The 20,212-nt window shown below is 70.8% G+C and carries 19 protein-coding genes and 1 riboswitch; of the genes, 7 read left to right on the forward strand and 12 right to left on the reverse strand.

The window, feature by feature from the left end:
• Positions 1–25 precede the first annotated feature (25 nt).
• Positions 26–898: a metallophosphoesterase family protein gene (locus OHB00_RS23445; RefSeq protein WP_406437258.1), complete on the reverse strand. Its 873-nt coding sequence runs from the start codon at positions 896–898 to the stop codon at positions 26–28.
• 49 nt (positions 899–947) lie between these two features.
• Entirely contained in the window at positions 948–1,541 is a 594-nt protein-coding gene (locus tag OHB00_RS23450) for a GNAT family N-acetyltransferase (protein ID WP_406437260.1), read from the reverse strand.
• Positions 1,542–1,925: 384 nt separating this feature from the next.
• Here OHB00_RS23450 and OHB00_RS23455 point away from each other — a divergent pair, with 384 nt between their 5' ends.
• Complete coding sequence (locus OHB00_RS23455; RefSeq protein ID WP_406437261.1) at positions 1,926–2,384, forward strand: hypothetical protein; 459 nt, start codon at positions 1,926–1,928, stop codon at positions 2,382–2,384.
• A gap of 237 nt (positions 2,385–2,621) precedes the next feature.
• Positions 2,622–2,786, forward strand: coding sequence for a hypothetical protein (locus tag OHB00_RS23460; RefSeq protein ID WP_406437263.1), 165 nt, complete (start codon positions 2,622–2,624; stop codon positions 2,784–2,786).
• A 21-nt stretch (positions 2,787–2,807) separates the two neighbouring features.
• Here the strand turns inward: OHB00_RS23460 and OHB00_RS23465 are convergent, their stop codons facing one another.
• The 5 genes from OHB00_RS23465 to thrC all read right to left on the reverse strand — a co-directional run bounded on the left by OHB00_RS23465 (position 2,808) and on the right by thrC (position 8,457).
• Positions 2,808–3,935: an NADH:flavin oxidoreductase gene (locus OHB00_RS23465; protein WP_406437265.1), complete on the reverse strand. Its 1,128-nt coding sequence runs from the start codon at positions 3,933–3,935 to the stop codon at positions 2,808–2,810.
• Between the two features lie 240 nt (positions 3,936–4,175).
• Positions 4,176–5,798, reverse strand: a complete 1,623-nt coding sequence (groL, locus tag OHB00_RS23470; protein ID WP_406437267.1) for a chaperonin GroEL — start codon at positions 5,796–5,798, stop codon at positions 4,176–4,178.
• Positions 5,799–6,179: 381 nt separating this feature from the next.
• Positions 6,180–6,386: a cold-shock protein gene (locus OHB00_RS23475; protein ID WP_019057200.1), complete on the reverse strand. Its 207-nt coding sequence runs from the start codon at positions 6,384–6,386 to the stop codon at positions 6,180–6,182.
• Between the two features lie 468 nt (positions 6,387–6,854).
• The gene (locus OHB00_RS23480; protein ID WP_406437269.1) at positions 6,855–7,130 is read right to left on the reverse strand and encodes a MoaD/ThiS family protein; all 276 of its coding nucleotides are present in this window, start codon (positions 7,128–7,130) and stop codon (positions 6,855–6,857) included.
• Positions 7,131–7,173: 43 nt separating this feature from the next.
• Positions 7,174–8,457 (reverse strand): threonine synthase, encoded by a 1,284-nt coding sequence (gene thrC, locus OHB00_RS23485; protein WP_406437271.1) that lies wholly within the window; start codon positions 8,455–8,457, stop codon positions 7,174–7,176.
• Positions 8,458–8,475: 18 nt separating this feature from the next.
• Positions 8,476–8,637, reverse strand: a riboswitch (SAM riboswitch).
• Between the two features lie 157 nt (positions 8,638–8,794).
• Between thrC and OHB00_RS23490 the strand changes: the two genes are divergently transcribed.
• On the forward strand, positions 8,795–9,739 hold the full coding sequence (locus OHB00_RS23490; protein ID WP_406437273.1) for a glucosyl-3-phosphoglycerate synthase: 945 nt from the start codon (positions 8,795–8,797) through the stop codon (positions 9,737–9,739).
• Positions 9,740–9,858: 119 nt separating this feature from the next.
• Entirely contained in the window at positions 9,859–11,310 is a 1,452-nt protein-coding gene (locus OHB00_RS23495; protein WP_406437275.1) for a trehalose-6-phosphate synthase, read from the forward strand.
• Positions 11,311–11,417: 107 nt separating this feature from the next.
• On the opposite strand, the gene otsB is transcribed toward OHB00_RS23495, so the two are convergent.
• The 3 genes from otsB to OHB00_RS23510 form a co-directional block, all read right to left on the reverse strand.
• A complete protein-coding gene (otsB, locus tag OHB00_RS23500; protein WP_406437277.1) occupies positions 11,418–12,269 on the reverse strand; it encodes a trehalose-phosphatase in 852 nt (283 codons plus the stop codon).
• 175 nt (positions 12,270–12,444) lie between these two features.
• Positions 12,445–12,678 carry a DUF3263 domain-containing protein gene (locus tag OHB00_RS23505; protein WP_365791439.1) on the reverse strand — a complete coding sequence of 78 codons (234 nt, stop codon included), beginning with the start codon at positions 12,676–12,678 and terminating at the stop codon, positions 12,445–12,447.
• A 17-nt stretch (positions 12,679–12,695) separates the two neighbouring features.
• The gene (locus OHB00_RS23510) at positions 12,696–13,964 is read right to left on the reverse strand and encodes an extracellular solute-binding protein (RefSeq protein WP_406445957.1); all 1,269 of its coding nucleotides are present in this window, start codon (positions 13,962–13,964) and stop codon (positions 12,696–12,698) included.
• A 130-nt stretch (positions 13,965–14,094) separates the two neighbouring features.
• Here OHB00_RS23510 and OHB00_RS23515 point away from each other — a divergent pair, with 130 nt between their 5' ends.
• The 3 genes from OHB00_RS23515 to OHB00_RS23525 all read left to right on the forward strand — a co-directional run bounded on the left by OHB00_RS23515 (position 14,095) and on the right by OHB00_RS23525 (position 17,323).
• Positions 14,095–15,033, forward strand: a complete 939-nt coding sequence (locus OHB00_RS23515; RefSeq protein ID WP_406437279.1) for an ROK family protein — start codon at positions 14,095–14,097, stop codon at positions 15,031–15,033.
• Positions 15,033–16,286 (forward strand): N-acetylglucosamine-6-phosphate deacetylase, encoded by a 1,254-nt coding sequence (gene nagA / locus OHB00_RS23520; RefSeq protein WP_406437281.1) that lies wholly within the window; start codon positions 15,033–15,035, stop codon positions 16,284–16,286. The genes OHB00_RS23515 and nagA overlap by 1 nt, the downstream gene beginning before the upstream one ends.
• Before the next feature lie 107 nt (positions 16,287–16,393).
• Positions 16,394–17,323, forward strand: coding sequence for a 1-phosphofructokinase family hexose kinase (locus OHB00_RS23525; RefSeq protein WP_406437283.1), 930 nt, complete (start codon positions 16,394–16,396; stop codon positions 17,321–17,323).
• On the opposite strand, the gene OHB00_RS23530 is transcribed toward OHB00_RS23525, so the two are convergent.
• Positions 17,320–18,270: a carbohydrate-binding protein gene (locus OHB00_RS23530; RefSeq protein ID WP_406437285.1), complete on the reverse strand. Its 951-nt coding sequence runs from the start codon at positions 18,268–18,270 to the stop codon at positions 17,320–17,322. The two genes, OHB00_RS23525 and OHB00_RS23530, sit on opposite strands and share 4 nt — an antisense overlap.
• A gap of 118 nt (positions 18,271–18,388) precedes the next feature.
• Entirely contained in the window at positions 18,389–20,044 is a 1,656-nt protein-coding gene (gene cdgB, locus OHB00_RS23535; RefSeq protein WP_406437287.1) for a diguanylate cyclase CdgB, read from the reverse strand.
• Between the last annotated feature and the right edge of the window lie 168 nt (positions 20,045–20,212).

A 20,212-nucleotide genomic window follows, 5' to 3' on the forward strand; every position in this document is an offset into this window, starting at 1 on the left:
CCTCACCCGTTGGGGTGAATCCAGGTCAGCCGTGCCGGGCCACGAACGCTCTGGCCTCCGCCTCGTCGATCTCGTACACCGTCTCATGCGCCCGTGGATCCCGCGCATGGAAGGTGTGGAACATCGGGCTCGCCGGCCCGCCCAGCTCCACCAGCGAGGCCGACGCCCCGCGCACCGCCCGCTCGCCCCCGGCCGCCACGGTCAGGTCGATCCGGTTGACCACCCCCGGTGTCACCCACACCGGCACCGACTCCAGCAGGCCGAAGAGCTGGAGGTGGTAGTGCCCGGTGAGGATCACCCGGACGTCACTGGCCCGGACCGCCGCCGCCAGCTCACCGGGGTCACGCAGCCCGAAGACCTGCTGGGTCGCCGAGATGTCCAGGGCGACGGGCGGGTGGTGGAAGGCGAGGACCGTCCCCTGCTCGGCCGGGGTGCGCAGCACCTCGCGCAGCCACTCCAGCTGGGGCGCGCCCAAGCGGCCGTACACCTTTCCCGGTACGAGGGAGTCCAGGGTGACGAAGCGCCAGCCGCCGACCGTGCTCACCGCGGCCCGCTGCGCCGAGTCGAAGGAGAGTTCGGCGCGGTCGGTGCCGTCGGCGTTCAGATGCCCGCTGCCCAGCACCTTGGCGAAGGCCTCGCGCTCGTCGTGGTTGCCCGTGGTGCACAGGACGGGGATGTTCCGGTCCCGCGCGTAGGCGCCGATCAGGGTGCGCAGGGCGGTGTACGCCTCCACGGCGCCGTCGTCGGCGAGGTCGCCGGTGACGACGACCGCGTCGAGACCGCCGAGATGGCGGAGTTCGTCGAGCAGCAGCCGCAGCGACGCGGTGGCGTCGACCCCGCGCCCGTTGGGGCCCGCGGTGCGGTCCAGGTGGGTGTCGGAAAGATGCAGGATCCTCATCTTCCGCAGGTTAGAGGGCAGTTGTGGATACGGGCCAGGGAAAGGACGCTCAGCGGGCCGGACGCCACATGCTGGTCACGGTCTGGCCGCCGGGCATGGTGATCTTGGCGAGCGGGGTGAAGCCGACGCTCTCGTACCGGCGGTCGTTGGCCGGGTTGGTGGACTCCAGATAGGCGGCCGCGCCCACGGCGTCGAGACGGGTCAGGGTGTCGGACAGGAGGGCCATGCCGAGTCCCCTGCCCCGGTGGTCGGCATGGGTGCCGAGGATGGTCAGGTGGAAGAAGGGTTCGTCGGGGTGGGCGGCCCCGAAGCTCGCCTCGGCCGCCTCGACCGCACGTGCCACGCCGGCACCCGCGACCCGCTCCATCAGCCCGGACCGCCCCCGCTCCTCCTCCTCGGTCAGCTCGACGCCGCCCGCCGGGATCCACACGGCCACCGCCTCCGCGCCCGGCGTCACGAACGTCCACGGATAGCGCAGCGCCGAGGTGGCGTAGACCCGCCACAGCACCGCCGCCTGCGCGGCCCGCCGGCTCTCGTCGGGGAAGACCGGACCCCACACCGGGTCGTGGAAGAAGGCGCTGGTGAGGGTGGACACGATGGCGTCGAGATCGGCGGGGGTGGCCGGGCGGGAGGCGTCGCTCATGACGACGAAGGTAATGAGAAAGGCCCCGCCGTGCCCACCGCGTCGGCACACTCCGGGCGGGTGGCCGAAAAAGGGCAGGTCCGCGTGGCGCGGCACCGGGACGACGGCGCCCGCGGCCATCACAAGCCCATAACGAAGTGCGCGCGGCAAGTGGGTCGTACCTGCTCACCACTTGGGGCGTTCTGGCAGGCCGGAACCGGTTTGCCCGACAGGAGGCGCACGGCCGCCGCATAGACTGCGCGCACCTGGGCCGGCGGTTTTCGGCCAGGCAAGGAGTAAGGACGGCGCTCTCACAGGTTCCTGGCGTCCCATGTCCCAGTCAGCCGCCGACCCGGAGAGCCGAGCCGTGATGACGTACGCGAGCCGTGCCGCAGGCGAACGCCGATGAGCGGCCTGCTCAGGCAGTTGCGCGTGTCGCTCCTGATCACGCTCGGGGTGTCGTCCTTCACCGTGTCGGACCACCTTCTGGACGGGCTGGTGCACGGCGACTTCCTCGCGGCCCTGGGCGACCAGGCCTCCGGACTGGTCATCATCTGCACCCTCGTCGCCCTCGTCCACTCGCTGGTCTACGGCGCTATGCGCTTCGGACGTCCCGAGACGCGCGAGGCGCGGGGCGTCCGGGCCGGACTGGGGGTGCTGCTGGCGCTCGACGTGGTCCCGCTGGTCGTGGCGGGTCAGGTCGTGCTGGCCCTGATACCTGTCCTGACCGCGGCCGGGAGCTGGGGCCTGGCGAGGTACCGGGGCCTGGGAGCGGACGTCGCGCGCTGGTGGGCCCTGCTCTTCGGCGTCCTGTCCCTGTTCGTGCAGGGTGTGGTCGCCCTGGTCATGGCCATCGTGGGGTGATCATGACCGTCTCCGAGGACACCGGCGCCATGTGGGCCGTCCTGCTGATGCTCGCCGGGCTGCCCGCGGTGGGGTACGCGTTCGTCACCCGGCTCACCGGGCGGGGGCGCGGGGGGGCGCCCGCCCTGGCGGCCCGGGGACGATCCGGTCTGCTGGATCGCCTCGGGTGCCGCCCTCGCCGGGCACGCACTGGCCGCGACCGCCGTGGTCGGCCGCTGGGGCGGGGTGTCCGGGCTGTTGTCGACGATGTTCGCGGCGGGGTGCTGCGCCAGTGCGGTCGTATACGCGTACGACGCCTTCGCGCGCGCAGACCGCCCCCGCCCCCGCGCACTGCGGCCCGCCCTGCTGATCGTCGTCCCGTACGCGTTCGCCCTCGGGTTCTTCTGGCTGGTCGCCGGCTGACCCGAGGGCGGACGGGTGGGGTCAGCTCAGGGTCTTGAGCGCCGCCCCGTCGAACGGCTTCAGCTCGTCCGCGCGGCCGGCGAGGACCTTCGCCGCCCACTCGGGGTCCTGGAGCAGGGCGCGGCCGACGGCGACCATGTCGTACTCCTCGCGCTCCAGGCTGTCGAGGAGGTCGTCGATGCCCTTGGTCGCGGAGCCCTCACCGGTGAAGGCCTTGAGGAACTCGCCGTCGAGGCCGACGGAGCCGACGGTGATGGTGGGCCTGCCGGTGAGCTTCTTGGTCCAGCCGGCCAGGTTCAGGTCGGAGCCCTCGAACTCGGGGAGCCAGTAGCGGCGCGTGGAGGCGTGGAAGACGTCGACGCCGGCGGCGGCCAGCGGGGTGAGGATCGCCTCCAGCTCCTCGGGGGTCTCGGCGAGGCGGGCGTCGTAGTTGTCGGACTTCCACTGCGAGTAGCGGAAGATGACGGGGAACTCCGGGGACACCGCCTCGCGCACGGCGGCCACGATCTCCGCCGCGAACCTGGTGCGGGCGACCGGGTCGCCGCCGTACCCGTCGGTGCGGCGGTTGGTGCCCGCCCACAGGAACTGGTCGAGCAGGTAGCCGTGGGCGCCGTGCAGTTCGACGCCGTCGAAGCCGATGCGCTCGGCGGCGGCCGCGGCCTCGGCGAACGCGCGGATGACGTCGTCCAGGTCCTGCTGGGTCATGGCCTTGCCCTCGCCCTCGGTGCCGTCCAGGCGGATGCCGGAGGGACCGACGGCGGGGGCGTCCGCGAACGGCGGCTGGCCCTGCTTGCGGACCATGCCGATGTGCCACAGCTGCGGGACGATCGTGCCGCCGGCCGCGTGCACGCCCTCGGCGACCTTCGCCCAGCCCGCCAGCTGCTCCTCGCCGTGGAACCGGGGGACGCGGCTGCTGTAGCCGGCCGAGTCGTGGCCGACGTACGTCCCCTCGGTGACGATCAGGCCGACACCGGCGGCGGCCCGGCGGGAGTAGTACGAGACCACGTCCTCGCCGGGGACGCCGCCGGGGCTGAACTGGCGGGTCATCGGCGCCATCACGATCCGGTTGGGGACCGTGAGCCCGTTCAGGGCGATGGGACGGGAGAGGATCTCGGCCGCGCGGGAGGCGGGTGACGTGGTGACGGTCACGTGGGGGGGCTCCTCGTGAGTAGCTCGGGTGCCCAGGTCGTAGCCCTGGGCCGTATACCGGACGGTATGTGCACACGCATCGAGCGCACGTCTCTGCACAACGAACTGCCCGCTCGTACGCATTCCCGGCCCCGCGCGCGTGCCGTGTGACCCGGGACACGGGGTACGGCGAAGGGCGGCACCCCTGCCGAACAGGAGTGCCGCCCTCGATACCGCGTCGGAACTGCCGAGCCGTCAGGCTCAGAAGTCCATGTCACCGCCCGGCATGCCGCCCGGAGCGGCCGCGGCGGCCTTCTCCGGCTTGTCCGCGATGACGGCCTCGGTGGTGAGGAAGAGCGCGGCGATGGAGGCGGCGTTCTGCAGGGCAGAGCGGGTCACCTTCGCCGGGTCGATGATGCCCTCGGCGATCAGGTCGACGTACTCACCGGTCGCGGCGTTCAGGCCGTGGCCCGGGGTGAGGTTGCGGACCTTCTCCACCACGACGCCGCCCTCAAGGCCGGCGTTGACGGCGATCTGCTTCAGCGGGGCCTCAAGGGCGAGCTTCACGGCCTGCGCGCCGGTCGCCTCGTCACCCTCCAGCTCCAGCTTCTCGAAGACCTGGGAGGCCTGCAGCAGGGCCACGCCACCACCGGCGACGATGCCCTCCTCGACGGCCGCCTTGGCGTTGCGCACCGCGTCCTCGATGCGGTGCTTGCGCTCCTTGAGCTCCACCTCGGTCGCGGCACCGGCCTTGATGACGGCGACGCCACCGGCGAGCTTGGCCAGGCGCTCCTGGAGCTTCTCGCGGTCGTAGTCCGAGTCGGACTGCTCGATCTCGGCGCGGATCTGGTTGACCCGGCCCTGGACCTGCTCGGTGGAGCCGGCGCCGTCGACGATGGTGGTCTCGTCCTTGGTGATGACCACCTTGCGGGCGCGGCCCAGCAGGTCGAGGGTCGTGTTCTCCAGCTTGAGACCGACCTCCTCGGAGATGACCTCGCCACCGGTGAGGATGGCGATGTCGTTCAGCATCGCCTTGCGGCGGTCGCCGAAGCCCGGGGCCTTGACGGCGACGGACTTGAAGGTGCCGCGGATCTTGTTGACGACCAGGGTCGACAGGGCCTCGCCCTCGACGTCCTCGGCGATGATCAGCAGCGGCTTGCCCGACTGCATGACCTTCTCCAGGAGCGGGAGCAGGTCCTTGACGGAGCCGATCTTGGAGTTGGCGATCAGGATGTACGGGTCGTCGAGGGACGCCTCCATACGCTCCATGTCGGTGGCGAAGTACGCCGAGATGTAGCCCTTGTCGAAGCGCATACCCTCGGTGAGCTCCAGCTCCAGACCGAAGGTCTGGGACTCCTCGACGGTGATGACGCCTTCCTTGCCGACCTTGTCCATGGCCTCGGCGATGAGCTCGCCGATCTGGGTGTCGGCGGCGGAGATGGAGGCCGTGGAGGCGATCTGCTCCTTGGTCTCGACGTCCTTCGCCTGCTCAAGCAGGGCACCGGAGACAGCCTCGACGGCCTTCTCGATACCGCGCTTCAGGGCCATCGGGTTGGCGCCGGCCGCGACGTTGCGCAGGCCTTCCTTGACCAGGGCCTGGGCGAGCACGGTCGCGGTGGTCGTACCGTCACCGGCGACGTCGTCCGTCTTCTTGGCGACTTCCTTGACCAGCTCGGCGCCGATCTTCTCGTACGGGTCCTCCAGCTCGATCTCCTTGGCGATGGACACACCATCGTTGGTGATCGTGGGGGCGCCCCACTTCTTCTCAAGGACGACGTTGCGGCCCTTGGGGCCGAGGGTGACCTTGACGGCGTCGGCGAGCTGGTTCATACCGCGCTCAAGGCCGCGCCGCGCCTCCTCGTCGAACGCGATGATCTTGGCCATGTGAAGTGGTCCCTCCAGGACTGGGGGTGAGTCTTCGGACCGCGCCCGCGCCCGCGACGGACGGCTCGCCGACCCGTGGGTTCCTTGCCCCACCCGGCCTGCGGGCCTCACCGACCCGGTCCTTCTTTGTCACTCTCACCTTCAGAGTGCTAACGCCAATGATTAGCACTCGCCCATCGAGAGTGCAAGGCGCGCTCGCGAAGCGAGTGCTCGTCGAGGGGCGGCGGTCGGGTGACGGGCGGCCGCGAGCGCCCCCGGGGATCGGCCCCCGGAGTCGGCCCGCCCGGGCTCGTGCCCAGGCATGCCGAAGGGCTCGTGCCCCGGGAGGCACGAGCCCTTCGAAGAAATACAGAAGAACGTCGCTGACAGTCGGCGCGTGCTTCAGCTGGTCGCCAGCCGGACCATGTCCGCCTGCGGCCCCTTCTGGCCCTGCGAGATCTCGAAATCGACCCGCTGACCCTCTTCCAGGGTGCGGTAGCCGTCCATCTGAATCGCGCTGTAGTGGACGAATACATCCGCACCACCGTCGACCGCGATGAAGCCGTACCCCTTCTCCGCGTTGAACCACTTGACGGTGCCCTGAGCCATGCCTAACTCCCCTATTACTGGCCCTTGCACAGATCCACACTTCGCGGATCCGGGTCAGACCTCACCCCCCATTGGTTGGGGGCGTGCGCCGGAACGCGTCGACCGCGGCTGAATGTATCTGTCCAACTGCCGTCTGCAACAGGTCAATCGGACGAGAATTCTGGACGGGAAGGGTCCGGAATGTAGCAAGAATTCGGCCGAATTCAGGGCAAGTCGGGCCCCATAAAGGCCGCAAAAGCCGCATATAACCCGCACACTTTGGCTACTTCTTGTCGGGCTCGCGGTATCGAATACAGGGCCCCCGACCTGGAGATCGGGACCGTGTTCCCCAACTGTACCGCGCTCAACCACACAGAATTGCCCCCTCCGCTTCTCTCACGGAGGGGGCAATCCGATGAACAGTCGGTGATCGGCGTTACCGAAGGTAATGTTCGGTCATTCGATCAGCCTGTCAAGCAGGTCAGCACGTCAGCCGCCGGCCACGGCCGGGATGATGGAGACACCGACCCCGTCCGGGGTGGCGGTCTCCAGGCCCTGCTCGAACCGCACGTCGTCGTCGTTGACGTACACATTCACGAAACGGCGCAGCTTGCCCTGGTCGTCGAGGACGCGCGCGGAGATCCCGGTGTGGTTCTTCTCCAGGTCGGAGATGACCTCGCCGAGGGTGGCGCCTTCGGCGGTGACTTCGGCCTGGCCGCCGGTGTAGGTGCGCAGGATGGTGGGGATGCGAACGGTGACGCTCACGTTTTTACCTCCGGTCTGGGCAACGCCCTATTTCTCAGGGGACTCAGGCGAGCCCGGCCTCACGGAAAGACTCCAGATTCGGGCGAATGGTCGCGGTGAGTCCGGTTCCCGCAACCGCGTCCAGCGTCTTCAGTCCATCACCGGTGTTGAGTACAACGACCGACTTCGCCGGATCAATCAACCCATTCTCAATGAGCTTTTTGGTGACTCCAACCGTCACTCCGCCGGCGGTTTCCGCGAAGATTCCCTCGGTCCGCGCAAGGAGCTTGATGGCGTCGACGACCTGCTCGTCGGTGACGTCCTCCACGGCACCGCCGGTGCGGCGCGCGATGTCGAGGACGTACGGGCCGTCGGCCGGGTTGCCGATGGCGAGGGACTTGGCGATGGTGTTCGGCTTCTGCGGCCGCACCACGTCGTGGCCCTCCTTGTAGGCCACCGACACCGGCGAGCACCCCTCGGCCTGCGCACCGAAGATCTTGTACGGCTTGTCCTCGACGAGCCCGAGCTTGATCAGCTCCCGCAGCCCCTTGTCGATCTTCGTGAGCTGCGAGCCGGACGCGATCGGGATGACCAGCTGGTCCGGGATCTGCCAGCCGAGCTGCTCGCAGATCTCGTACGCCAGGGTCTTGGAGCCCTCCGCGTAGTACGGCCGCAGGTTGACGTTGACGAAGCCCCAGCCCTCGCCTGCCGAGTCGCCGATCAGCTCGGAGCAGAAACGGTTCACGTCGTCGTAGTTGCCCTCGATGCCGACGAGCTCGCCGCCGTAGATCGCGGCCATGACGACCTTGCCCTGCTCCAGGTCGTGCGGGATGAAGACGCAGGAGCGGAAGCCGGCCCGGGCGGCGGCGGCGCCGACCGCCCCGGCCAGGTTGCCGGTGGAGGAGCAGGAGAGGGTGGTGTAGCCGAAGGCACGGGCGGCCTCGACGGCCTGGGCGACGACGCGGTCCTTGAAGGAGTGCGTCGGGTTGCCGGAGTCGTCCTTCACGTACAGCCCGCCGGTCACCCCGAGCTCACGGGCGAGGTTGTCGGCCTTGACGAGCTTGGTCCAGCCGGGGTTGATGTTCGGCTTGGTCGCCACGTCCGCGGGGACGGGCAGCAGCGGCGCGTAGCGCCAGATGTTCGCGGGACCCGCTTCGATCCGCTTGCGGAGCTCCTCGGTGTCGTAGGCCGAGAAGTCGTACGAGATCTCCAGCGGGCCGAAACACTCCTCGCAGGCGAACACCGGGCCGAGCGGCACCCGGTGACTGCACTCGCGGCAGCTGAGGGCAGCGGCGGGGCCGAGGTCGACGGTGGAATCCGTGGTGCTTGCAACAGTCTGCACAGCCATGTGAGGCGAGGCCCTTTCTCCTCATCTTCCTCACGACGCATCTCGCCGTGAGACGGATTTGGCACCTTCCCTAGCCGGGAGCCTCGCGGGCGATCGACACTGATCGGCGATCTACGAGAACCGACTGGAGGGTTGCCGGGGCTTCATCGGGCCGTATCCCTCTGCCCCTCTGGATGAGCTGTATGCGGTTGTCAACGGCCGGTGACCCCAGGACATGCGATGGTCATCGGCGTTGTTCAAGACTGTAACCGAAGGCCAGGACAGTTGAGAGAGTCGTCCGAACCGCGAGATGGATCACACCTCGTCGTGTGACCGTGACAGTGAGGAGCCGCTGACCGTGCTGGAAGAAGTCGAGCGCTGGCTGGCCACCCGCTCCTGGTCCGTATCCGATCGTCCCCTGCACCGGGTCATGGCCGCCAAACGGTCCTCCGGGCAGACGGTCAGCGTCGTGCTGCCCGCGCTCAACGAGGAGGAGACCGTCGGCGACATCGTCGCGATCATCCGCCACGACCTCATGCAGCAGGTGCCGCTCGTCGACGAGATAGTGGTCGTCGACTCCGGCTCCACCGACCGCACCGCAGCCGTCGCCGCGGCGGCCGGCGCCCGCGTCGTGCACCGCGACGCGATCCTGCCCCGCATCCCCGCCGTGCCCGGCAAGGGCGAGGTCCTCTGGCGCTCCCTCCTGGTCACCACCGGGGACATCGTCTGCTTCATCGACGCCGACCTGCGGGAGTTCTCCTCCGACTTCGTCGCCGGCATCGTCGGCCCGCTCCTCACCGACCCGGACGTGGACCTGGTCAAGGCGATGTACGACCGTCCGCTCGGCGGCGCCGCCGGACAGGGCGGCCGGGTCACCGAACTGATGGCCCGCCCGCTGCTGAACATGCACTGGCCGCAGCTGGCCGGTTTCGTCCAGCCGCTCGGCGGCGAGTACGCGGCCCGGCGCTCCCTGCTGGAACAGCTCCCCTTCCCGGTCGGCTACGGCGTGGAGCTCGGCATGCTGGTCGACGCCCTGCACCTGGTGGGCCTCGACGCCCTCGCCCAGGTCGATGTCGGGGTCCGCAAACACCGCCACCAGGACGGCCAGGCCCTCGGCCGGATGTCCGCCGCGATCTACCGCACCGCCCAGCTGCGGCTGGCCCGCGGCCACCTGATCCGCCCCTCCCTCACCCAGTTCGAAAGGGGCGAGGACGGCTTCGAACCGCGCACGTACTCCGTGGACACGGAGGAACGGCCGCCGATGGTGGAGATCACGGAGTACGCCGAGCGCCGGGTGGCGTGACGTCATGGCCGACGTCGTGGCGTGACTTCGCCGTACGGCCGTATACGGCGGCGCGTCGGGCGCGGCCGTACGTTTGAGCGTTTACGGGCCGGGCTAGGTTCAGGCGTATGGCTTCTCCCATGGCTTCCACCGGCGGTGCCGAGGTGCTGGTCGCCTCGAACCGCGGCCCGGTCTCGTACGAGCTGCGCGAAGACGGTTCCCTGCACGCCAGACGGGGCGGTGGCGGGCTGGTCTCGGGGCTTTCGGCCATCGGGCCGGACGCGAACGCGGTGTGGGTGTGCGCGGCGCTGAGCGGCGGCGACCGGGAGGCGGTGCGGCGGGCCGAGGGCGGCCGGCTGCCGGCCGGGGACACCGGCGGGCAGCAGGTCCGGATGCTCGACATCGACGCGGACGTGTTCTCCGACGCGTACAACGGCATCGCGAACTCGGTGCTGTGGTTCGTCCACCACATGCTCTACCAGACCCCGCTGGAGCCCGTCTTCGACGCGGAGTTCCGGCGGCAGTGGGCGTCGTACCAGGCCTACAACCGCGCCTTCGCCGAGGCACTGGCGGAGGAGGCGGCCCAGGGCGCGGTGGTGGTCATCCAGGACTACCACCTGGCACTGGCCCCGCGGATGCTGCGCCGCCTGCGCCCGGACCTGCGCATCGGCCACTTCTCCCACACCCCCTGGGCACCGCCGGACTACTTCCGGCTCCTGCCCGACGACATCGCGGCGGAGCTGCTGAGCGGGATCCTGGGCGCCGATCACGCGGCGTTCCTGACGCGGCGGTGGGCGGACGCGTTCGTCGCCTGCTGCCATGCGGTGCTGGGGCCGGGGATCCCCTCCTCGGGGGAGACCCGGATCGGGGTGCACGGGCTGGGGGCCGACGCGGACTTCCTGCGCAAGCGGGCGCACGAGCCGGACGTCGACGAGCGGATGCGGGCGCTGCGCGAGGAGATCGGCGGCGCGGCGGCCGGCGGCGAGCGGCGGAAGACCATCGTCCGCGTCGACCGGACGGAGCTGTCGAAGAACATCGTGCGGGGCCTGCTGGCGTACCGGCAGCTGCTCGACGACCACCCCGAGTGGCGGGAGCGGGTGGTGCATGTCGCGTTCGCGTATCCGTCGCGGCAGGACCTCGCCGTCTACCGGGACTACACGGCCGAGGTGCGGCGGGTGGCGGACGAGATCAACGCCGCGTACGGGACGGCGGGTTGGACGCCGGTGGTGCTGCATGTGAAGGACGACTTCGCCCGGTCGCTGGCGGCGTACCGGCTGGCCGACGTGGCGCTGGTGAACCCGATCCGGGACGGCATGAACCTGGTGGCGAAGGAGATGCCGGTGGTGTCGGACGAGGGATGCGTGCTGGTGCTGTCGCGGGAGGCGGGGGCGTACGAGGAGCTGGGCGAGGACGCGGTGGTCGTGAACCCGTACGACATCGGGGGGACGGCCGACGCGTTGGCACTGGCGCTGGCTGTGCCGGTGGAGGAGCGGGCGGAGCGGTGCAAGCGGCTGGCCGCGGCGGCTACGGCGTTGCCCCCTGCGGCTTGGTTTCTTGAGCAGTTGGGGGCGTTGGAGGGGCAGGCCGGGTAGAGGTTCGGCTGCGGGACGGTGGGGGCTGGGCGCGCCCACGCGGCGGAGCCGCAAATGGATACAGCCCCGCGCCCCTTACGGGGCGCTGCTGTACGGGGCGCTGCAAGTCATGAAGCACTCAGGGCTGCCAGGCTCCTCAGCAGTCGTACGACTCCCTCCGGGCCCTCCGTGACCACGTCCGCGCGGTCTGCGAGGTCTGTCACCTCGGTGCTGCCGCTGCACACCAGGAGGCCGGGGACGCCTTCCGTGCGGAGTTTCTCCACGGCGGCGTAGGCCGGGAGGTCGCCGAGGTCGTCGCCCGCGTAGAGCAGCGAGCCCGCGCCGGTCTGCCTCGCGAACTCGCGCAGCGCCGTCCCCTTGTCCATGCCCGGGGGGCGTAGTTCCAGGACCAGGCGGCCCGGTTCGACGATCAGGGCGTGCTGGGTGGCGAGGTCGGTGAGGGGGGCGCGGAGGGTTTCGAAGGTGGCCTGGGGGTCGGGGGCGCGGCGGGTGTGGACCGCGATCGCCCGGCCCTTCTCCTCGATCCAGGTGCCCTGCGAGGCACCGGCACGGTCGAGGAGGGCGGGGAGTTCGGCGCGGACGGCGGCGATGCCGGGGTGCGGGGGCGGTGCGGTGATCTCGCCGGTGGCCGCGTCCCAGCGTTCGGCGCCGTAGTGGCCGAGGACGACGAGGTGCTCCAGGCCGGGTACGCCGGCGAAGCCGCCGTAGCGGACGGCCACCTCGGCCGGGCGGCCGGTGATGACGGCGACGGCGGCCACCTTCGGGGCGAGCGCGGCCAGCACCGGTACGGCGTCCGGGTGGGCCCGGGCCTGCTCGGGGTCGGCGACGATCGGAGCAAGGGTGCCGTCGAAGTCGAGGCCGACAAGGGCGGAGCCGGGCTGCGAGACAAGCGCGGCAAGACCGTCACGACCGGCGGAGGTGCGGGGCGTCGGGAGGGGTTCCGTGATGTGGGTTCCCATGCACCCGACACTATCCGAGCAACGCCCCGTGAGGGGGCCAGGACAGCGCCCCGTCAGAGGCGCGGGGCTGTGTCGGTTTGCGGCTCCGCCGCGTGGGCGCGACCAGCCCCCACAGGCGCGCAGACCAATGTCCACCGATGAGGGGTCGAAGGGCGCACAGCCCCCTGGAGGACGCTCAGCGTTCCGAGCGGCGCGCCTCCCGTACCCGGCGCAGCCTGTTCACCGTGACCGGGTCGTGCGCCAGCGCACGCTCGTCGTCCAGCAGGGCGTTCAGCAGCTGGTAGTAGCGCACCGGAGCCAGGTCCAGTTCCTCACGGATCGCGCGCTCCTTCGCGCCGGGGCTCGCGAAGCCCCGGCGTTCGAGGGCGAGGATGGCCTGCTCGCGCATGCCGAGTTCGTGCCGGTCCATGGCGAGAACCGTAGCGCTCAGCCGGTCGTCGCCGTACGGCTGTCAGCCGTCGCGGCCTCCGCCTGGAGCCGGGTGAGGATGGTGGTCGGGTTGCCGGCCGGGCTCACCGCCGTACCGATCTGCTTCTTGATGTCGGCGCTGATGGCGGCCCAGGAGGTCTTGCCCGCGGGGTAGAGCTCGGAGGTCGGGAGCTGTTCCAGGAACGGGCGCAGCTGCTTGTCCTCGGCCTGCGTGGAGTCGTCCATCGTCTGGGACGCGGACGTGGTGACGGGCAGCAGACCGTACTCGCGGGAGAAGGCGAGGACGTTCTTCTCGCTGTAGACGTAGTCGAGGAAGTCGCCCACCTGCTCGGCGTGGCCGTTCTGCTTGAAGGCCGCCATCCAGTCGGCGACGCCCATGGACGCGGTGCTGGTGCTCTGCCCGGCCCGGGCGGGCATCGGGACCGTGCCGAACTTCACGCCCTTCTCCTCGGCCTGCTTGATGAGCGTGGGGTGGCCGTTGAGCATGCCGACCTGGCCGTCGGCGAAGGCGGCGAACGCGGTCGCGCGGTTCAGCTTGCCGGGGGCCACCGGGCCGGTCAGGCCCTTGCCGACCAGCTCGTCCTTGAGCCAGGTCAGGGTGTCGATGTTCTGCGAGGAGGCGATCGTGTACGTGCCGGTGTCGTCGGTGTAGCCGCTGCCGCCGCTGAGCAGCCACTGCATGGTCTCCGCCTGCGCCTCCTCGGGACCGAGCGGCAGCGCGTACGGGTACTTCACGCCGTCCGCCTTGAGCGCCTGTGCGTCGGCGGCGAGCTCGTCCCAGGTGGTGGGCGGGGAGCTGATGCCCGCCTTGGCGAAGAGGGTCTTGTTGTAGAAGAGGACGCGCGTGGACGCGGCGAAGGGTATGCCGTACTGCGCGTGGTTCCACTGGCCCGCCTCGGCGAGCTGGGACGGGAAGTCGGCCTGGACCGGGATGGAGAGCAGGTCACCGGCCTCGTACAGCTTGCCGGCGGCCGCGTAGTCGGCGTACGAGCCGATCTGGGCCAGGTCGGGGGCGTGGCCGGCGTCGACCATGTCCTTGACCTTGCGGTCGACGTCGTTCCACGAGTAGACGGTGACGTCGACCTTCACTCCGGAGTGCTGGGCCTCGTACGCCTTGGTCAGCTTGTCCCAGTACTTCTGGGAGCTGTTGGCGGCGGAGTCTCCGTAGTCGGCGGCGACGAGTCTGAGGGTGACATCCGAGGATCCCGTCGTCCCGCATCCACCGAGGAGCGCCGTCATGCCCGTTGCGGACACCACCGCGATCATTCCTGCCCTACGCCGCCGCACGTGTACTACCCCTGTCCAACTGTCTCGCCGTTCAATATGTCTGACCTATAAGGTCTACACCACGCAAGTGGACTAGACCTCTTGCGGGTCGGCGGGCCACACTGTTCCCGTGAGACATGTCATCGCCCTGGACGTGGGCGGCACCGGAATGAAGGCCGCGCTGGTCGGCCCGGACGGCGAGCTGCTCCACCAGGACCGCCGCGCGACCGGCCGGGAGCGCGGCCCCGACGCCGTCGTCACCGCCATCCTCGACTTCGCCGCCGACCTGCGGGCGTACGGCGAGCAGCACCTCGGCGAGCCGGCGTCGGCGGCCGGCCTCGCCGTGCCGGGAATCGTGGACGAGCCCGCCGGCGTCGCCGTCTACGCGGCCAACCTCGGCTGGCGCGACGTCCCGCTGCGCGCCCTCCTCGCCGACCGCCTCGGCATCCCGGTCGCCCTCGGCCACGACGTGCGCACCGGTGGCCTGGCCGAGGGCCGGCTGGGCGCGGGCCGGGGCGCGGACCGCTTCTTCTTCGTGGCCCTCGGCACCGGGATCGCGGGCGGCTTCGGCCTCGACGGCCGGGTGGAGTCGGGCGCGCACGGCTTCGCGGGCGAGATCGGCCACGTCGTCGTGCGTCCGCAGGGCGCCCCCTGCCCGTGCGGGCAGCGCGGCTGCCTGGAGCGGTACGCGTCGGCGGCCGCGGTGAGCGAGGCCTGGGCGCGGGCCTGCGGCGACCCGGACGCCGACGCGGCCGACTGCGCCAAGGCCGTCATGTCCGGCGACCCGAACGCCGTCCGGGTGTGGGGGGAGGCGGTGGCCGCCCTGGCCGACGGCCTGGTCACAGCCCTCACCCTGCTGGACCCCCGGGTCCTGATCATCGGCGGTGGCCTGGCGGAGGCGGGGAGCGTTCTCTTCGACCCGCTGCGGGAGGCGGTGGAACACCGGGTGACGTTCCAGAAGCTCCCGGCGATCGTCCCGGCCGAGCTGGGTGACACGGCCGGTTGTTTGGGGGCGGGCCTGCTCGCCCAGGACCTGTTGACGACGACCACACCGGAGGTAACCCCCTGATGGCTGCGACCGAGCCGCACTACAGCGCCCCGTCCGGGGCGCGGGGCAGTGTCCGATTTGCGGCTACCGCCGCGCGGGCGCGACCGGCCCCCAAGCACCCGCAGCCCGCAGGCCACGGACTGACCCTCTCCGGTGCCCGGGTAGTCCTCCCTACCGGAGTAGTCGAAAATGGCCGACTCTCAGTCGACGGCACGAAAATCGCCGCCGACGCCCCAGAGAACGCCCACCTCATCGACCTGACCGGCCACTGGCTCCTCCCAGGCTTCGTCGACATCCACAACCACGGCGGCGGCGGAGCCTCCTTCAGCTCGGGCACCGCGGAAGAGATCCTCACCGGCGTCCGCACGCACCGCGTGCACGGCACCACCACCCTCATCACCTCCACCGTCACCGACGACATGGACGTCCTCGCCCGCCAGGCCGGTCTGCTCTCCGAGCTCGCCGAGCAGGGCGAGATCGCCGGCATCCACTTCGAGGGCCCCTTCATCTCCCCGTGCCGCAAGGGCGCCCACTCCGAGGCGCTGCTGCGGGACCCGGACCCGGCGGAGGTCCGCAAGCTGGTCGACGCGGCGCGCGGCCAGGCCCGGATGGTCACCCTCGCCTCCGAACTCCCCGGCGGCATCGAGTCGGTACGGCTCCTCGTGGAGCAGGGCGTGATCGCCGCCGTCGGCCACACGGACGCGACGTACGAGCAGACGGTGGAGGCGATCGACGCGGGCGCCACGGTCGCCACCCACCTCTTCAACGCGATGCCGCAGCTCGGCCACCGCGCCCCCGGCCCGATCGCCGCCCTCCTGGAGGACGAGCGGATCACCGTCGAGCTCATCAACGACGGCACCCATCTCCACCCCGCATCACTCCAGTTGGCCTTCCATCACGCGGGGCCGGACCGGGTCGCCTTCATCACGGACGCCATGGACGCGGCCGGCAGCGGTGACGGCCGCTACCTCCTCGGCCCCCTGGAGGTCGAGGTCACCGACGGGGTGGCCCGGCTGGTGGAGGGCGGTTCGATCGCCGGCTCCACGCTGACGCTGGACCGCGCGCTGCGGCGGGCGGTGACGCTCGACGGGCTGCCCGTCGAGCACGCCGTCGCCGCCCTGTCCGCCAACCCGGCCCGGCTGCTGGGCCTCTACGACCGCGTCGGCTCCCTGGAGCCCGGCAAGGACGCGGACCTGCTGGTGCTGGACGCGGACTTCACGCTGAAGGGCGTGATGCGGAAGGGCGACTGGGTGGTCGCACCCGAACTTCCCTGATCATGACCATGGTTTGAGAGACGGCGACCTAGGCCGGGTCGCCGTCTCTTTGGCATGATCGAGGCCCCCCGGACGACGGCACGGGCACATGCGAGGGAGGTCGCCCGGTGATCCTCACCGTCACGTTGAACACCGCTCTGGACATCACCTACCGGGTCGGCGCCCTGCGCCCGCACACCTCCCACCGCGTCTCGGACGTGACGGAACGGCCGGGCGGCAAAGGGGTGAACGTGGCCCGCGTGCTGGCCGCGCTCGGGCACGAGACGACGGTCACCGGTTTCGCGGGCGGGGCCACCGGGCGGGCCGTACGGGAGCAGCTCGCGGAGACGCCGGGCGTACGGGATGCGTTGCTGCCGGTCGCCGGGGCGACCCGCCGCACGATCGCCGTCGTGGACGAACTCACGGGCGACACGACGCAGTTGAACGAGCCGGGCCCGCAGACAGCTCCGGCCGAATGGGGCGCCTTCCTCGACCACTACGAGGAACTGCTGGGCGGGGCCTCGGTGGTGGCGCTGTGCGGGAGTCTTCCGCCGGGGGTGCCGGTGGGGGCGTACGCGGGGCTGATAAAGACCGCGCGGGCCGCCGGGGTCCCTGTCCTCCTCGACACCAGCGGGGAGCCGCTGCGGCGCGGGGTCGCGGCCCGCCCGGACCTGGTCAAGCCGAACGCCGACGAACTGGCCGAACTCACCGGCTCCCACGACCCGTCCCGCGCCACCCAGGACGCCCGCCGGCGCGGCGCCCGCACGGTGGTCGCCTCCCTGGGCCCCCAGGGCCTCCTCGCCCTCACCCCGGAGGGCCGCTGGCGCGCCGTCCCGCCCACCCACGAACACGGCAACCCGACCGGCGCGGGCGACTCGGCGCTCGCCGGCCTCCTCTCCGGCCTGGTGGAACAACTCCCCTGGCCGGACCGGCTGACCCGCGCGGTGGCCCTGTCCGCGGCGACGGTACGTGCCCCGGCGGCGGGCGAGTTCGACCGCGCGGCCTACGAGAAGCTGCTCGACCGGGTCACGGTGACCGGCGGGACGACGGCTGCTTAGCTCTTGTTCGTGTGCTTGCCCTGCTTCACCCACAGCTGGTCCAGCAGGACGTCGCAGCTGTCCCCGCTCTGGCAGGACAGGGAGATCGTGTTGGTGCCCTTGGTGAGGGTGGGGTACGTGTAGCTGGTCGTCCAGGCGTTGGCCGGGTCACTCTGGTGCGTGTAGTTCTGCAGCGGGAACTTGCTGCCGAACGTCTTGCCGTTGATGGTGAGCGTCATGCTCTCGTCCTGTGTCGCGCTGTAGTGCGCGAAGACGGTGTACAGGCCGTCCGCCGGGATGCCGTTGACCGTCCAGGTGACGCCGGCGCCGGTCTGGTTCAGGTTCGTGACGTAGATGCCGCCCTCGGCCTTGGCACCCTTGACGTCGGAGGCCAGGCTCGCGCCGCCGTCCAGGCGGAGGGCCTTCGCGTCGATCGGCGGGATGTCGCCCGTGGCCGACGCCGAGCTCGTGCTCGACGGCGAAGGCGACACGCTCTGGGACTGGGTCGGAGTGGTGGAGGCTCCGCCGCTCGCCTTGTTGTCGTCGGAGTTGCCGTTCATCATCGCGAGGCTGATGCCGATGACGACGGCGGCGACGACCGCGACGGCGCCGATGAGGAGGCCCTTGGTGTTCGGGCCCCGGCCGCGGCCCGGGTTGGGCGGGGCCTGGCGGGTGGCCGGGGCGCCGCCCGGGAAGGTCTCCGGGGCCTGGTAGGCCGCGTTCGGCTGCTGGCCGTAGCCGCCGCCGGGCTGCTGGGGGATGGTCTGGCCGCCGTACTGCGGTGCCGCCTGCTGCTGCCCGCCGTAGGTGCGCTCGCCGACCGGACGCACTCTGCTGACGGCGTTCGGGTAGCCGTAACCACCGGAGCCGGACGGCGGCTGGGCCCCTCTGGCCTGACCATCGGCGTACAGGTAGCCGAACGGGTCGTCGTCCTCGGGCGTGCTCGCGCCGTTGTCGCCGGGCGTCATCCCTTGGTACTCCTCAACAGGTGCGGGCGGATGCGATACAGGTATTGAGAGTCGAGCCTACCCGCTCTGGCTGAGCCAAACGGGTGACTCGTACCGCATCAGTGCGATGACCTGCGGATCATCCGGCACGGCGATGAGCTTTGGGACGAGATCGTTTCTCTACGTACATCCGCTCGTCGGCGGATTTCAGGACTTCGTCCGCCGTCATGCCGCAGTGCGCCCACCCGATGCCGAAGCTGGCTCCCACCCGGACGGCCCGGCCCTCGGCGCGGATCGGCTGGATGATCTCGTTGCGCAGCCGTACGGCGAGGTCCTGGGCGTCGGCCTTGCCGAGGCCGTCGGCGAGGATCACGAACTCGTCGCCGCCGAGGCGGGCCACCGTGTCGCCGTCGCGGACCGCCCTGCCGAGGCGCCGGGCGACCTCGATGAGGACCGCGTCTCCGGCGTTGTGCCCGAACCGGTCGTTGATGGACTTGAAGCCGTCGAGGTCGCAGAAGAGCACCGCGAGCCCCTTGGCGCCGTCGTCGCGGCCCTCCTCGGGGGCGACGGTGTGCACGTGGTGGTCGTAGCCGCCGTCGTACGACGGTGACGTGCCGGCGAAGTCGAAGCCGTGGCCGTTGACGTCGTAGGCGGGATGGCCGTAGGCCGCGTCCAGGGACTCCAGGGCGCCGCCGGTGTCGGCGCGCCGGCAGAGCCGGGAGGAGAGCCGGGAGCGCAGCTCGGCGGAGTTCGGGAGACCGGTGAGGGAGTCGTGGGAGGCGCGGTGGGCGAGCTGGAGCTCGCGGCGCTTGCGTTCCTCTATGTCCTCGACGTGGGTGAGGAGGAAGCGCGGGCCGTCGGCGGCGTCCGCGACCACGGAGTTCCGGAGCGAGACCCAGACGTAGGTGCCGTCGCGGCGGCCGAGGCGGAGCTCGGCGCGGCCGCCTTCCGCGGAGGTGCGGAGCAGGGTGCCGATGTCCTCGGGGTGGACCAGGTCGGAGAAGGAGTAGCGGCGCATCGCGGAGGCGGGACGGCCCAGGAGCCGGCACAGGGCGTCGTTGGAGCGCAGTATCCGGCCGTGCTGGTCGCCGCCCATCTCGGCTATCGCCATGCCGGAGGGGGCGTACTCGAAGGCCTGCCGGAAGCTCTCCTCGCTGGCCCGCAGGGCCTGCTGCTCGCGCTCCAGCCTGACCAGGGCGCGCTGCATGTTGGCACGCAGTCGCGCGTTGCTGATCGCGATCGCGGCCTGGAAGGCGTACATCTGCAGGGCCTCGCGGCCCCAGGCGCCGGGGTGGCGGCCGTTGCGCGGGCGGTCGACGGAGATCACGCCGAGCAGTTCGCCGCAGGAGCTGCCCGATATGCCGGGCGTGTACATCGGGGCGAAGAGCCGGTCGGAGGGGTGCCACTCGTCCTCGAACCGGGGCGCGGGGCCGTCGGTGTACCACTGCGGGACGTCGTCGTCGTCGAGGACCCAGCCCTCGGTGTGCGGTATGAAGACGAGGTCGCCCCACTTCTCGCCCATGGCCAGCCGCCGCTCCCAGGAGTCACGGGAGCCGACGCGGCCGGTGATCAGGGCCTCGGCGGCGGAGTTGCCGGAGAAGGCGGCGACCACGAGATCGCCGTCGGGGCGTACGAGGTTGACGCACGCCATTTCGTAGCCCAGTGCGGTGATGACGCCGTCGGCGACGGTCTGCAGTGTGTCCGCCAGGCTGCGGGCCGTGTTCATGTCGGCCATGACCTGGTGCAGCTGTCGCAGGGACGCAAGACGGACGTAGGGTTCCGACTCGGTCTCCATGCTCGCCCTCCCCCCGAGACCTCGCAGCGAATCAAGGGTCTGCTTCGGCGCTACTTTTCCCCGCCACTGAATCACAGCGCGCTGCCCACTCGGTACACAGGGTCAACAATTACCGTCCCTTGTGACTCAAGTCACAGGAGAACGTGAACAATTGCGTGGAGTTTCTGC

It is taken from the genome of Streptomyces sp. NBC_00631, assembly GCF_045206895.1.
In the GTDB taxonomy this organism is placed as follows: domain Bacteria; phylum Actinomycetota; class Actinomycetes; order Streptomycetales; family Streptomycetaceae; genus Streptomyces.

Bases quoted from the DNA above. Each gene is read 5' to 3' on its own strand.
- OHB00_RS23530 (WP_406437285.1), bottom strand. From the start codon at position 18,270: ATGACGCCCGGCGACAACGGCGCGAGCACGCCCGAGGACGACGACCCG.
- otsB (WP_406437277.1), bottom strand. From the start codon at position 12,269: ATGGGAACCCACATCACGGAACCCCTCCCGACGCCCCGCACCTCCGCC.
- OHB00_RS23450 (WP_406437260.1), bottom strand. From the start codon at position 1,541: ATGAGCGACGCCTCCCGCCCGGCCACCCCCGCCGATCTCGACGCCATC.
- cdgB (WP_406437287.1), bottom strand. From the start codon at position 20,044: ATGGAGACCGAGTCGGAACCCTACGTCCGTCTTGCGTCCCTGCGACAG.
- OHB00_RS23445 (WP_406437258.1), bottom strand. From the start codon at position 898: ATGAGGATCCTGCATCTTTCCGACACCCACCTGGACCGCACCGCGGGC.
- OHB00_RS23475 (WP_019057200.1), bottom strand. From the start codon at position 6,386: ATGGCTCAGGGCACCGTCAAGTGGTTCAACGCGGAGAAGGGGTACGGC.
- nagA (WP_406437281.1), top strand. From the start codon at position 15,033: ATGGCTGCGACCGAGCCGCACTACAGCGCCCCGTCCGGGGCGCGGGGC.
- thrC (WP_406437271.1), bottom strand. From the start codon at position 8,457: ATGGCTGTGCAGACTGTTGCAAGCACCACGGATTCCACCGTCGACCTC.
- OHB00_RS23455 (WP_406437261.1), top strand. From the start codon at position 1,926: ATGAGCGGCCTGCTCAGGCAGTTGCGCGTGTCGCTCCTGATCACGCTC.
- OHB00_RS23505 (WP_365791439.1), bottom strand. From the start codon at position 12,678: ATGGACCGGCACGAACTCGGCATGCGCGAGCAGGCCATCCTCGCCCTC.
- OHB00_RS23510 (WP_406445957.1), bottom strand. From the start codon at position 13,964: ATGATCGCGGTGGTGTCCGCAACGGGCATGACGGCGCTCCTCGGTGGA.
- groL (WP_406437267.1), bottom strand. From the start codon at position 5,798: ATGGCCAAGATCATCGCGTTCGACGAGGAGGCGCGGCGCGGCCTTGAG.
- OHB00_RS23495 (WP_406437275.1), top strand. From the start codon at position 9,859: ATGGCTTCCACCGGCGGTGCCGAGGTGCTGGTCGCCTCGAACCGCGGC.